Origin of the sequence: Pseudomonas sp. BR20 (assembly GCF_050780135.1) — a bacterium.
Classification (GTDB): Bacteria; Pseudomonadota; Gammaproteobacteria; order Pseudomonadales; family Pseudomonadaceae; genus Aquipseudomonas.
Window position 1 is genome coordinate 98,270 of record NZ_CP172012.1, and the last position, 13,919, is coordinate 112,188.

Here is a 13,919-nt window from a genome sequence, read left to right on the forward strand (position 1 = left end):
CATTGCCCGCCATTGAGAGTGCCTGTTATGCCTACGCCCCACGTTGAGACCATAAAGATCGACGAACTGGACTGCTGGCGCATCCGCCACAACGGCGCCGAGCTGATGATTGCCCAGCAGGGCGCACATATATTCAGTTACGGGCGCGAGGGCGAGCAGCCGCTGATTTGGCCGAACCCCGAGGCGGTGTTCAAGAAAGGCAAAGGCATCCGCACCGGCGTACCGGTGTGCTGGCCATGGTTTGGCGTATTTGACCGCAACCCGCACAGCGTAAAGGCGATGCGCCAAAGTGATCAGCCTGCGGGCGCTCACGGTTTCGCGCGTACCGCGACCTGGGCATTGGCCGGGACCACGCTTGAAGGCCAAGCGCTGCGGGTGGACCTGCAACTACCGGTTCCTGCGGGCGGCTTCCCCGGCTGGCCCCACCAGGTCGACCTGACCCTGAGCCTGCTGCTGGACGATCAACTGCACATCCGCCTGACCAGCCACAACCGTGGCGACGACACTGTCACGCTTAGCCAGGCGCTGCACACCTACTTCGCCGTGAGCGACGTACGCAACGTGCAGGTCGACGGCCTGGACGGCTCGGCGTACATCGATACCGCCGATGGCTGGAGCGAGAAGACGCAAACCGGCCTGCTGCACTTCAGCGCCGAGACCGACCGCATCTACCTCAATACGCCCTCATCGCTGAACATCGTCGATAAGGACTGGCAGCGCCGCATCCAGCTCACCAGCCAAGGCTCGAAATCGACCGTGATCTGGAACCCCTGGACTGAACGCGCCAAGGCCTTCGATGACATGGCCGACGATGGCTGGCAAGGCATGCTGTGCATCGAGACGGCGAATGTGCTGGATGATGTGGTGAGCCTGGCCCCAGGTGAAAGCCACACGCTGGGCGTGAGCATTACCGGTATCGCCCTGTAAACCCGCATTGGGTTCTGCGTAAGCTTAGAGATCGGATTCCTTTACGACCCGTACTTTCCCAGCATCCAGCGCATACGCCGCATCCGCCAGGTCGTTATTCACCTTCTCCACCTTCAACGTACCGGTAACCCACAGCGGCGTGTAGATGTCATCCAGCTTCAGCCCCTTGGGATAACGCACCAGCACCAATTGGTTAGGCGGCGGTGGCGGCACGTGGATGCAGGCGCCCGGGTACGGCACCAGGAAGAACAACGTGCTGCGACCCTTGGCGTCGGTTTCCAACGGCACCGGATAACCGCCGATGCGGATGTTCTTGCCGTTCATGGCGGCCACGGTCTTGGTGGAATACATCACCGCCGGCAAGCCTTTGCTCTGCTTCAGGCCACCTTTGTCGGTGAACGTGCCTTGGGCTTCGGGGGAGTTGTGGTCGATCTCGGGCATGGCCTCGAGGGCCTTCTGGTCCGACAGCGGCATCAGGTCGAGCCAGTCGGTTTCCGGCAGTTCGCCGGCGTGCGCCAGGCCAGAGCCCAGCAAGAGAAGAGTCAACAGAAAACGGCGCATGGAGAGGCTCGACAAGTACAAGTGGCGAGCATTCTAGCCCTCTGCGCCTGCGCAGCGCAGAGGACTTTGTCGGCTGATTACTTCTTTTTGATCAGGCCGTAGATCACCAGCAGTACGATGGCGCCGACCAGTGCGCCGATAAAGCCTGCGCCTTGACCCGCCTGGTAGATGCCCAGTGCCTGACCACCGTAGGTCGCGGCCAGGGAGCCGGCGATACCCAGCAGGATGGTCATGATCCAGCCCATGCTGTCGTCGCCGGGCTTGAGGAAACGCGCCAGCAGGCCGACGATCAAGCCGATAAAGATGGTTCCGATAATACCCATGGCATTTCCCTCTGAATGAAGTGAGCTATGCCAAAGCCTAGACAGGCTTTGGCACCCTGCAATCAGAGGACGGCGATAACCGAATGGTTCCCGCCGACCCCAGGGTTATTGCTCGGCAATCAGCGCTTCGACCTTGAGGATCTGCGCTTGCAGCGTTGCGCGGTCCTTGCAGCGCAGGTTGGCGTGGCCGACCTTGCGCCCGGCCTTGAAGGCCTTGCCGTAGTGATGCAGGTGACAGTCTTCGATCGTGATCACGCGCTCCACCGGCGGTACCACGCCGATGAAGTTGAGCATCGCGCTCTCACCGACCTTGGCCGTGGAACCCAGCGGCAAGCCCGCGACTGCGCGCAGGTGGTTTTCGAACTGGCTGCACTCGGCGCCTTCGGTGGTCCAGTGCCCGGAGTTGTGCACACGCGGGGCGATTTCGTTGGCCTTGAGGCCACCGTCGACTTCAAAGAACTCGAACGCCATCACACCGACGTAATCCAGCTGTTTGAGCACACGGCTGGAATAGTCTTCGGCCAGGGCCTGCAATGGGTGATCGGTGCTGGCCACGGACAGCTTGAGGATGCCGCTGTCGTGGGTGTTGTGCACCAACGGGTAGAAGCGGGTCTCGCCATCACGGGCACGCACGGCGATCAACGAGACTTCGCCGGTGAAGGGCACGAAGCCTTCCAGCAGGCAGGCCACGCTGCCCAGTTCGGCGAAGGTGCCGACCACATCGGCGGCGGTGCGCAGGACTTTCTGGCCCTTGCCGTCGTAACCCAGGGTGCGGGTTTTCAGCACGGCCGGCAGGCCAATGCTGGCGACGGCGGCGTCCAGGTCCGCCTGGGACTGGATATCGGCGAAGGCTGGGGTCGGAATGCCCAGGTCCTTGAACATGCTCTTCTCGAACCAGCGGTCACGGGCGATGCGCAAGGCCTCGGCGCTCGGGTACACCGGTACGAACTGCGACAGGAAGGCCACGGTTTCGGCCGGCACGCTTTCAAACTCGAACGTCACCAGGTCGACTTCATCGGCCAGTTGGCGCAGGTGGTCCGGGTCGCTGTAGTCAGCGCACAGGTGTTCACCCAAGGCTGCCGCACAAGCGTCCGGCGCCGGGTCCAGGAAAGCAAAGTTCATCCCCAGCGGGGTGCCCGCCAAGGCCAGCATGCGGCCCAGTTGGCCGCCACCGATTACACCGATTTTCATCGTCAACAACCTCAGGCGATACGTGGGTCTGGATTGTCCAGCACGCTGTCTGTCTGTTCAGCACGGAATTTCTTCAGCACCGCGTGGAACTGCGGGTGCTTGGCGCCCAGGATGCTGGCGGACAGCAGGGCTGCGTTGATCGCGCCGGCCTTGCCGATCGCCAGAGTGGCCACCGGGATACCGGCCGGCATCTGCACGATGGACAACAGCGAATCGACGCCCGAGAGCATTGCCGACTGCACCGGTACGCCAAGCACTGGCAGGTGAGTCTTGGCCGCACACATGCCCGGCAGGTGCGCTGCGCCGCCGGCACCGGCGATGATCACCTCGATGCCACGGGATTCTGCTTCATCGGCATACTGGAACAGCAAATCCGGGGTGCGGTGGGCAGAGACCACTTTCACTTCATACGGAATGCCGAGTTTTTCCAGCATATCGGCGGTGTGGCTAAGGGTGGACCAATCGGACTTGGAGCCCATGATCACGCCAACCAATGCACTCATCGTCGTGCCTCTTCTCTCTGGGCGCCCGCAGGCGCGTCAAAAAACAACAAGCCACGCGGGAAATCCGGCGTGGCTTGTTGTACGAAATTTGGCCGATTGGACCGGCCGAAGGCCGCGCAGTATACCGTAATAATCCAGATAAACAGCCCCTGGAATGACCATCTGTCCAGCGGCGCAAACCGGCGGTTTTATTGACTTAAGAGTCAGCCAAATAACCACAAAACCCTGTGGGCGGGCTCAGGTATTCTGCGCCGCCCCACCTTCCAACTTACGCCACAACAACCGCACATTCGCCTTGCGCACCAACGCGCAGCGATACAGCCGAATCTCCAGCGGCACATGCCATTGCGGCCCACCGCATACCACCAGTTCGCCTCGAGCCAGTTCGGCACGCACGCTCAACTGCGGCACCCAGGCGATGCCCAGGCCTTCGAGGGCCATGCTTTTGAGGCTGTCGGCCATCGCGGTTTCGTAAACTGTCGTGAAACGCAGTGCGCGCTGGCGCAGCAGCAGGTGCACCGACCGGCCGAGGAACGCGCCAGCGCTGTAGGCCAGCAACGGCACACTGCCCTCGCCTTCCAGATCGAACAACGGCTTGCCATCCGCATCGGCCGCACACACCGGGAGCATTTCGGTGTTGCCCAGGTGCAGCGAAGGGAAGATTTCGGCGTCCATCTGCATGGCCGCATCCGGGTCGTAGAAGGCCAGCATCAAATCGCAACCGCCTTCGCGCAGGGCGTGCACGGCGTCACCGACGTTGGTGGCAACCAGCCGTGTGGCGATGTTCAGGCCTTCGTTGCGCAGTTGCGCGATCCAGCGCGGGAAGAAACCCAACGCCAGGGAGTGAGCAGCGGCCACTTGCATGACCTCGCCCTGCCCGCCTTCCAGGTGATGCAAATGGCGCAGCACTTCACCGAGCTGTTCGACCACGGTGCGCGCGGTGACCAGGAACAGCTGCCCCGCCGCCGTCAGCTCAACCGGCGTGCGCGAGCGGTTGACCAGGGTCAGGCCCAGTGCGGCCTCAAGACTGCGGATACGTCGACTGAACGCCGGCTGGGTGACAAACCGCCGCTCCGCCGCCTGGGAAAAGCTGCGTGTCGCCGCCAGGGCGCTGAAGTCTTCCAGCCATTTGCTCTCAAGGTTCATCGCTGCCTCCCACGGATACGCACCATTTTGGCACACACGCCCGCCATGATAGCCGGGTCACACGTGCATTATGCCGTTTATGCATAGGCCAGTGTTTAACAGCATTGGCCCAAAATTTCCTACAGGCCTAGCATTCGCAGCGTTCCGGCCTGTTCCGGGTCCATATCGAGATGATTTCCGTCATGTCCTCCGCTGCATCATTCCGCACAGAAAAAGACCTGCTTGGCGTACTCGAAGTACCTGCCCAAGCGTATTACGGCATCCAGACCCTGCGAGCGGTGAATAACTTCCGCCTCTCGGGCGTTCCGATTTCGCATTACCCGAAATTGGTGGTCGGCCTGGCAATGGTCAAGCAAGCCGCCGCTGACGCCAACCGCGAGTTGGGCCAGCTCAGCGAAGCCAAGCACGCTGCCATCAGCGAAGCCTGTGCCCGCCTGATCCGCGGCGATTTCCACGAAGAGTTCGTGGTGGACATGATTCAAGGCGGCGCCGGCACTTCAACCAACATGAATGCCAACGAAGTCATCGCCAACATCGCGTTGGAGGCCATGGGCCACAACAAGGGCGAGTACCAATACCTGCACCCCAACAACGACGTTAACATGGCGCAGTCGACCAACGACGCCTACCCGACCGCGATCCGCCTGGGTCTGCTGTTGGGCCATGACGCGCTGCTGGCCAGCCTCGACAGCCTGATCCAGGCGTTCGCCGCCAAGGGCGTCGAGTTCAGCCACGTGCTGAAAATGGGCCGCACCCAACTGCAAGACGCCGTGCCGATGACCCTCGGCCAGGAATTCCGCGCCTTCGCCACCACCCTCGGTGAAGACTTGGCCCGCCTGAAAACCCTGGCGCCAGAGCTGCTGACCGAAGTGAACCTGGGCGGTACCGCCATCGGTACCGGCATCAACGCCGACCCGCGTTACCAGGCCCTGGCCGTACAACGCTTGGCCGTTATCAGCGGCCAGCCAGTGGTCCCGGCTGCCGACCTGATCGAAGCCACCTCCGACATGGGCGCCTTCGTGCTGTTCTCCGGCATGCTCAAGCGTACCGCGGTGAAGCTGTCGAAGATCTGCAACGACCTGCGCCTGCTGTCCAGCGGCCCACGCACCGGCATCAACGAGATCAACCTGCCGGCGCGCCAGCCAGGCAGCTCGATCATGCCCGGCAAGGTCAACCCGGTGATCCCGGAAGCCGTGAACCAGGTTGCGTTCCAAGTCATCGGTAACGACCTGGCCCTGACCATGGCGGCCGAAGGCGGCCAGTTGCAGTTGAACGTGATGGAGCCACTGATCGCCTTCAAGATCTTCGACTCGATCCGCCTGCTGCAGCGCGCCATGGACATGCTGCGCGAACACTGCATCGTCGGCATCACCGCCAACGAAGCCCGCTGCCGCGAACTGGTGGAACACTCCATCGGCCTGGTCACCGCGCTGAACCCGTACATCGGCTATGAAAACGCCACCCGCATCGCACGTATCGCCCTCGAAAGCGGCCGCGGCGTGCTGGAACTGGTGCGCGAAGAAGGCTTGCTCGACGACGCCATGCTCGACGACATCCTGCGCCCCGAAAACATGATTGCCCCACGCTTGGTCCCGTTGAAGGCCTAAGTGTTTGTTGCACCGCTCACCAGGTTGAGGGACTAGACACCTCTCACCTTTTGAGGGCCTGAAGGCTCGTTCTTCAGGCCCTTTTTTTTGCCTCAAGGTTGTGAAATGACGCCCATAAAAAATCCAATATCGCCCTGCAAACCCTCCTTGCCTGTAACAGCTTGGCTGAAACCTTTAATCAGCCCGAGCAGACGGATCACGTTCGCCTAGGTATAGTGCCGCCCCTCTTCGCGCCTGCGGCCGTCGGTAACGAGGCCCGGATACACGCGATAGCGCATGAATAACAACACCCGCAAAAGGATTGGGGTCGAACCGTCGCGCACTGCCTGGTGCTATGCGAAGGGTAGGACCGTCCTGCGTTTGCCATTAGAAAAATCAGCGAGGAACACTCCATGCTCGAAGTCATCAACGACTTCCTCTCAGGGAAAGTACTGATCGTGCTCATTGTCGGGCTCGGCGGTTATTTCACGATCCGCTCGCGTTTCGTTCAATTGCGTCACTTTTTCCACATGTTTTCGGTGTTTCGCGACAGCCTGAAAAACAGCTCCGACCAACTCAGCTCGTTCCAGGCGCTGATGCTCAGCCTGGCCGGCCGCGTCGGTGCCGGTAACATCGCGGGTGTCGGCATTGCCGTGACCCTGGGTGGCCCGGGTGCCGTGTTCTGGATGTGGGTCACCGCGCTGGTGGGCATGTCTTCGAGCTTTATCGAGTGCTCCCTCGGCCAGTTGTACAAACGCACTGACGCGGAAGGCACCTACCGTGGCGGCCCGGCCTATTACATCCAGCACGGTTTGCAGAAGCGCTGGCTGGGTATGGTCATGGCGTTCCTGCTGCTGGTGACCTTCGGCTTTGCCTTCAACGGCCTGCAAGCCCATGCCGTGACCCACTCGCTGAACAATGCTTTCGGCCTCGACACCACCTACACCGGCCTGGCCCTGGCGGCATTGCTGGGCCTGGTATTCATCGGCGGGATCAAGCGCATCGCTTCGATCGCCGACCTGCTGGTGCCGGTCAAGACCCTGATCTACATCGCCGTGACCCTCTATGTGATCGTGCTGCAATTCGACCACGTACCGGCCATGCTCGCGACCATCGTCAAAAGCGCCTTCGGCCTGGACCAAGCCTTCGGTGGCCTGGTGGGCAGCGCGATCATCATGGGTGTGAAACGCGGCGTGTTCGCCAACGAAGCCGGTCTGGGCAGTGCGCCTAACGTAGCGGCCGTCGCTTCGGTAGAACACCCGATCGCCCAAGGCGTGGTCCAGGCGTTCAGCGTGTTCCTCGACACCTTCGTGATCTGCACCTGCACCGCGTTGCTGATCCTGCTCTCCGGCTTCTACACCCCAGGCTTTGAAGGCGACGGCATTGCCCTGACCCAGAACTCCCTGGCTGCCGTAGTGGGTGACTGGGGCCGCATGTTTATCTCGGTGGCCCTGGCGTTGTTCGTGTTCACCTCGATCATGTACAACTACTACCTGGGCGAGAGCAACCTGCGCTTCCTGGTGGGCAACAACCGCAAGGTGCTGATGGGCTATCGCGCGCTGGTGCTGGTGCTGATTTTCTGGGGTTCGATCGAGAACCTGAGCACCGTGTTCGCCTTCGCCGACATCACCATGACCATGCTGGCGTTCGTCAACCTGTTCGCCCTGGCGTTCCTGTTCAAGATTGCCATGCGCATCCTGAACGACTACGACAACCAGCGCGCGGCAGGCATCAAGACCCCGGTGTTCGACTCCAGCCAGTTCCCTGACCTGGACCTGGACCGCAAGGCCTGGCCGGCCAATCCGGTAAAACCGCAAGCGGCCCCAGCGGCTGAACTGAACGCTCAAGTGCAACGCTGAGCGTAGACAGATGACACGCCGCCTGGCCTTGGGCATGCTCTGGGCCCGGCGGCGTTTTTCGTTCAGGAGATTCTTTGATGCAACCAGCTAATAACATCATGGTGCTCTACACCGGTGGCACCATTGGCATGCAGGCCAGCGCCAATGGCCTGGCCCCCGCCTCCGGTTTTGAAGCGCGCATGCGCGAACAGCTCGCCAACGTCTCAGTACCCGCCTGGCGCTTCCGGGAAATGTCCCCGCTGATCGACAGCGCCAACATGACCCCCGCCTATTGGCAGCGCCTGCGCAGCGCCGTGGTCGAGGCCGTTGACGAGGGTTGCGACGCGGTGCTGATCCTGCACGGCACCGACACCCTGGCCTACAGCGCGGCAGCCATGAGCTTCCAATTGCTGGGCTTGCCGGCACCGGTGGTGTTCACTGGCTCGATGTTGCCGGCCGGCGTACCCGACAGCGATGCCTGGGAAAACGTCAGCGGTGCCCTGCTGGCGTTGGGCGAAGGCCTGGCACCCGGCGTGCACCTGTTCTTCCACGGCGCGCTGATGGCACCGACCCGCTGCGCGAAGATCCGCAGTTTTGGTCGTCATCCGTTTGCCGCGTTGCAGCGCAACGGCGGTGTGGCCAAGGCCGAAGCGCTTCCCGCCGCCCTGGATTACCGCCAGTCCAAGGCCCTGGCGAATGTCGGCGTGTTGCCGCTGGTCCCGGGCATCGGCGCAGCGCAACTGGATGCACTGGTCGACAGCGGCATCCAGGCGCTGGTGCTGGAATGCTTCGGCAGTGGCACCGGGCCCAGCGACAACCCTGCGTTTCTCGCCAGCCTCAAGCGAGCAGAAGAAAACGGCATCGTGGTCGTGGCAATCACCCAATGCCATGAAGGTGGCGTGGAGCTGGATGTGTACGAAGCCGGCAGCCGCTTGCGCAGCGTGGGCGTGCTGTCCGGTGGCGGCATGACCCGGGAAGCCGCGTTCGGCAAGCTCAATGCCTTGATCGGTGCGGGCCTGCCCAACGCCGAGATTCGCCGCCTGGTCGAACTGGACCTGTGTGAAGAGCTGCGTTGAGATTCGATACATAGTCACTCTCGCCAGCGACCTGTCGGTGCCTAGCATGGAAAACCCGAGCCTCTGCCTCGGGTTGTTTCCATCAACCGGCACGACAGGAACCCCTCATGACCTCTGCAACCCCCACCGCCCAGAAACAGCTCAAGAACAATGACCCGACACTGGAGCTGATTGCTCAATTCTACGCAGGGCCTTCCTTCAGAGAGGCCGCCACCGAATTATTGCGTCAGGCGCTGAATGAGCAATACGCAACCCTGAACATCGACCCGGGCAGCACCTTGATGGGCGTGCCGACCTGGCACCTCCTCGACGACCAGATCGTTGCCGGGCCGCCCGAGTATCACGCACTCAGTGACCTGCTGGTCCGCCAGGCGGTACTGGCGATACCGACGCTGTGCATCGAGGGAGAGCACTTTCTCACACGGTACCCGCTCACCGATCCGCCTGTGCATTTGCCCGTGCGCACGACCGATGTTGCGAAAATCCTCAACACCAGAGCCCCGGTCATGCTCTGCGCTTTCCAGGAGCACCTGGTCAACTTCTGGAACGATAGCAACGCCAAAGGCCCGCGCTGGCAGGAACTGTCCAACACCCTGCGTAATGGCTGGAACGTCCAGGAAGTTGAAGCATGGGACGAAACCGACTGCGCCCTGGCACGCCGACTGTTTCACCTGCCCGAACGCGCCACTCGACAAATCGATGATCCCTATGCGAGCAAAGCCTGCATGATCGAAATCGAACAGCCGGACGGCACACAGAGCAAGGGATTCAAAGCGTTGCAGATCGCGTTACTGTCGGGCCGGCATCAGGAACGCACGATCATCCTCAGCTACTCACTGCTCAAGGGCTACGAGAAATTCGACTCTCTGGAGCAATTGGGCAAATCGCTGCCGGACCATCTCGGACCACAGACAAACCGCCCTTCACTCAACTGGCGCTTGTTCGAGCCCGAAGGCAATTTTTTTGATCATCTGGCCTGCGCCTACATCGCTCAGCAAGTTGACGCTGTCGGCGCCATGAGTTTTTCAGAACTGCGCGAAGACAGTCCGAGCAAGGTCAACAACGCTTTGAATTCAACCCCGGGACCGGATACTGCGCCCGCACAAAAAGGGCCCGGGCTTGAATGGTATCGCGACGCCTTGCCCGATTGGCTGAGCAGCGCCTCGACCAGTGACCTCAACCGCTACGCACGTCTGCTCAAGGACCTGGCGGCGCTTAACAGCGCGCATGCCGGCGCGTCCTACCTGGAGGACATCCCCGGCATCGAGAAATACGCCCTTGACCAAATCAAGGATCAGATTCTCCTGGACCACCCAACCGCCGGGCACCTGTCTTTTGAAAAAATCCTCGTGCGCGTCAAGAGCCTGGAAACCTGGGGTTCCTTCATTGTTCCGGGCGTCTACAACACAACCACCTTCACACTCGTGGAGCTGGCCCTGCAGAACCTGATTGCGCTGCCCCTGGGCAACAAAACGATTGAACTGGATAACGCAGTGGCACTGCCCGAATGGATGACCGTCGACTACGTGGAGAACGTTATTCAGCAGGTCAATATCGGCAAGACCTACCCCGAGCTGATCAACACTAAATTGCTGGACCTGCGCCAGGAGTCCGCGCGCCGCAAAGCGCTGTACACCCAACACATGCGCATCCAACTGCCGCTGATGGCGCTACAGAGCAAGCTTCGTCAGCAGGACGGGATTAATGAACTGGGATACCGCTACATCGCCGCGCTGATGGAACTCGACACCCATGAACACAACGTGGATGGCCAGGCTATTGTCATGCGCCAATTGGCCTTTGCCCCTAAACGGCGCAGTGCAGGGACCTACGACGCGGTGGCCAACATGTATGTCATCGGCCCGTCCGATCCTGCTGCCGGTCCCTGCCTGCTCTACCGCCCATTGTTCAACCCGCCGCTGGTTCAATACGCCTCGCCTGCCAACCTGATCTACGCCGTGACGCAGTCGCCCGAATTGCGCAACTCGGTACTGGCCTGGCTGCCCGACGCTGTGCGCGAAGACTACGCCAACTACGTATTCCCAGGGGACCTGCCCTCTCCCTGGGCCGTTGCGGACTATCTGGTGGAGCCTGACAAACTGTGGACCCTGAGCGGCCCGATGGTGCTGGGCAACGCCGTGCTGAACGATGACCTGCTCGCCACGCTGTTCACTGCCAACGCCCAGGCATTAGTGACCCTGGCCGATCGCCAGTCGGTCTCCAACGCCGAAAGCCGCTGGGCAACGCTCAAGCAGGCTGGCTGGAACCTGCTCAATGCAGTGCTGCCCTTCCTCAGCCCGACCCTGGGCACCGCCTTGTGGATCTGGCAGGTTCTCGATCAACTGCAACAGTTCGTCGATGCCGAACAGCAACAGGACAAACCCGCGCAATGGGCCGCCATCACTGACGTCCTGCTCAATCTGGGCCTGGCGATCACCCTGCATATCGCCACACGGCATCAGCACACCGGCAAAGCACTCGCCGCCCAGCGTGAGCCAGAACCGCCGGCTGAAAAAACCGTCGCTAAGGCGATCGTCGTCAAGCAGTTGGCCGACAACGCATCATCCAACCTGCCTGCCGACACTATTTCCCCGCTGAACATCAGTGGCGCGGTCAACCGCCGCACCGAACAACTACGCGCCCTGCTGGAGAGCTTCAAGGTCGAAAAACCCGCGACGCTGAGTAGCCCCATCACCAAGGCAGGTACTCACCAACACCTCTACCGTTCAGGCCAGAAATACTACGTACCCGTCGGCCAACGCTGGTTCGAGGTATCGGCGCAACCGGACGAGCCAGTGTTCATCATTGATCCAACTAAACCAGAACGTATCGGCCCGGCCCTGATCCACAATGCTCTAGGTCAATGGTTTATCGACAGTCGCCTGCGCCTGCGTGGCGGTGGCCCCAAACGCGCGATCAGACGCGCCAGCCTGCAGGCCACGGAAACTGCCAAGCAGTTGCGCGAAAAACTGCAAGCGTTTGAGAACTCAAAAAAAACGTTGTCGCTGGACCTGCAACGAGCCCGCACGGAAATGACCGAAGCGCTCGAGACCTCGGCCGACGAGCAACGCCAGCACTATCTGCAAAAACTCGCCACCCAGCATTCGGACTATGAAACGGCCCTGCAACAACTCAAGCAACTGCACGTGTTTGATCCCATCCCAGACTATCAGCCCAGGGCCATCGCCTATTTGAATGCCCAACTGGAATTATCCGAAGTGGGTATCAAGGAGGTCCAAAGCACATTCACTCCAGCCTTTCGCAAGGTACTGGAGCAGATCGAACGCCAGGCCCGCGCCCCTCAGGAACGGCATATCGAAGATGCGCGACAACTCACCAGGTTGAATCAGGACATGATCGAACGCCTGGATTACGTGCACTCACGCTTCGAACAACTACGCCAACTGTCCTCCGAGGGCTTGCACCAGATCCAGTTGCGGAAAAAGCGAATGCCTTCCTACAGCAGTGATGACCTCAAGGCCTTGCAGGTGACCATGTCGCGCAATCTGTGCCTGGATGAAGCCTCTGTTGGTAGCGCGCCTGAGGCCTGGGCCGCATTGGACAAGATCGTCGATACCGCTGACATTGCGGTCCAGGCCATGCGCGATACCTTGTTTGAGCGCAGCGAAGCACGTCTGGATGAACGTATTGAAGCGCTGGGCAGCCTGATCGAACAATTCGCGGTCATCAATGAACGTCTGGAGGACCTGCTACAAGACTTCGCCGACGCCGTCGTTCCCGAACAGTTGGAATCCCTACGCCAGAAAATGCGCGCCTACTCCCAGGATGCGCAGCGGCAACTGACGCTGTTGCATGTCGACCGCGACGCCCTCAGGAGCCGACCCACACCGCCACCCACACCGCCCAGGGCGCAGAAAAAATTCATCAATACCCGCTACAACGGCGTATTGATCGGCGAGCCGCGAATGACCTCCGTCGGGCTTGAGACCGATCTGGTGGATATCAAGTCGCCCATCACTCAACAAATCATCGCGACCTACCACAAAAAAGATCAGGGTTTGTGGGTCCAGCGCGTTACCACGCCACCGCCATCGCATCCTGCGACACCGCAGATCCAGACAGTCCTTGATAAGGCCCAGGCCTTTCTCGATGGCCTGACGGCGTTCAAGGAGCGTGCCGACGAGCAGGCGAAAAAGACGGCGCGTACCGCCATCGGTATCGAGTACCTGTATCACCAGCACGCCCTGCTGCTGGAAGAAACCGGCCAGGCCATTGAACAAGCCTTGTCGCGACCGCAACTCGGCACTCAACAGCAGCGCTCTGCGGCCATCCTCAGCCGAAAACTCAAGGAGGCCGCGGCCGAACTCTACCAAGACGCCGCCCAGCACATACGGCGCATGATCAAGGAACGGCCACCCACTATTGCCGGCGTGGAATGGCTCCAGCAGCGCCGCGAAATCACCCTGAAGAAAACCAAGAGTCGACAGCGGCTCAAGAGCGCCAGACCGAACTACCTGGATGAGTACACCATCACGGACCGTGTTACCCATGACGTACTCTGGTATGCCCACTTTCACTATTCGACGTCCTGGACGCAATCCAAGGCGTTCATCAAGGCCCGCTTGAAAACACCCGCTCAGCGCAACCTGGGCCTGACTACCGACACCCCCAACGGCTTGGACTCGCAGGAACTGCTTGACTACTACCGTAGCGAAATCAACTTGGAACAGGCACGCCGACTATTCTTCGGCCTCTGATCAACGGGTGCCTGCGGCATGGGAATTGCTCCCTCCAAGCAATATTTGCA

At 60.9% G+C, this 13,919-nt stretch carries 10 protein-coding genes; 5 read left to right on the plus strand and 5 right to left on the minus strand.

The genetic code is table 11. From position 1 onward, the window contains the following. The first annotated feature begins 27 nt into the window (after positions 1 to 27). A complete protein-coding gene (locus tag ACHPFG_RS00440) occupies positions 28 to 927 on the plus strand; it encodes a D-hexose-6-phosphate mutarotase (RefSeq protein WP_431701314.1) in 900 nt (299 codons plus the stop codon). A 24-nt stretch (positions 928 to 951) separates the two neighbouring features. Here ACHPFG_RS00440 and ACHPFG_RS00445 read toward each other — a convergent pair whose 3' ends face one another. The 5 genes from ACHPFG_RS00445 to ACHPFG_RS00465 all read right to left on the minus strand — a co-directional run bounded on the left by ACHPFG_RS00445 (position 952) and on the right by ACHPFG_RS00465 (position 4,651). Beyond that, positions 952 to 1,488: a DUF3299 domain-containing protein gene (locus ACHPFG_RS00445; protein ID WP_041161056.1), complete on the minus strand. Its 537-nt coding sequence runs from the start codon at positions 1,486 to 1,488 to the stop codon at positions 952 to 954. Positions 1,489 to 1,565: 77 nt separating this feature from the next. Beyond that, on the minus strand, positions 1,566 to 1,811 hold the full coding sequence (locus ACHPFG_RS00450; protein ID WP_005792540.1) for a GlsB/YeaQ/YmgE family stress response membrane protein: 246 nt from the start codon (positions 1,809 to 1,811) through the stop codon (positions 1,566 to 1,568). Between the two features lie 105 nt (positions 1,812 to 1,916). Continuing rightward, positions 1,917 to 3,002, minus strand: coding sequence for a 5-(carboxyamino)imidazole ribonucleotide synthase (locus tag ACHPFG_RS00455; protein WP_131697689.1), 1,086 nt, complete (start codon positions 3,000 to 3,002; stop codon positions 1,917 to 1,919). Between the two features lie 11 nt (positions 3,003 to 3,013). Next, positions 3,014 to 3,505: a 5-(carboxyamino)imidazole ribonucleotide mutase gene (purE, locus tag ACHPFG_RS00460; RefSeq protein ID WP_003176980.1), complete on the minus strand. Its 492-nt coding sequence runs from the start codon at positions 3,503 to 3,505 to the stop codon at positions 3,014 to 3,016. 237 nt (positions 3,506 to 3,742) lie between these two features. Then, complete coding sequence (locus tag ACHPFG_RS00465) at positions 3,743 to 4,651, minus strand: LysR substrate-binding domain-containing protein (protein WP_010566930.1); 909 nt, start codon at positions 4,649 to 4,651, stop codon at positions 3,743 to 3,745. 182 nt (positions 4,652 to 4,833) lie between these two features. Here ACHPFG_RS00465 and aspA point away from each other — a divergent pair, with 182 nt between their 5' ends. The 4 genes from aspA (at position 4,834) to ACHPFG_RS00485 (ending at position 13,869) form a co-directional block, all read left to right on the plus strand. Then, a complete protein-coding gene (gene aspA, locus ACHPFG_RS00470) occupies positions 4,834 to 6,258 on the plus strand; it encodes an aspartate ammonia-lyase (RefSeq protein ID WP_025854459.1) in 1,425 nt (474 codons plus the stop codon). A gap of 392 nt (positions 6,259 to 6,650) precedes the next feature. Then, positions 6,651 to 8,096, plus strand: coding sequence for an alanine/glycine:cation symporter family protein (locus ACHPFG_RS00475; protein ID WP_131697690.1), 1,446 nt, complete (start codon positions 6,651 to 6,653; stop codon positions 8,094 to 8,096). Positions 8,097 to 8,173: 77 nt separating this feature from the next. Further along, entirely contained in the window at positions 8,174 to 9,151 is a 978-nt protein-coding gene (locus ACHPFG_RS00480) for an asparaginase (protein WP_167655908.1), read from the plus strand. Between the two features lie 107 nt (positions 9,152 to 9,258). Further along, complete coding sequence (locus ACHPFG_RS00485; RefSeq protein ID WP_431701315.1) at positions 9,259 to 13,869, plus strand: hypothetical protein; 4,611 nt, start codon at positions 9,259 to 9,261, stop codon at positions 13,867 to 13,869. Positions 13,870 to 13,919: the final 50 nt, after the last annotated feature.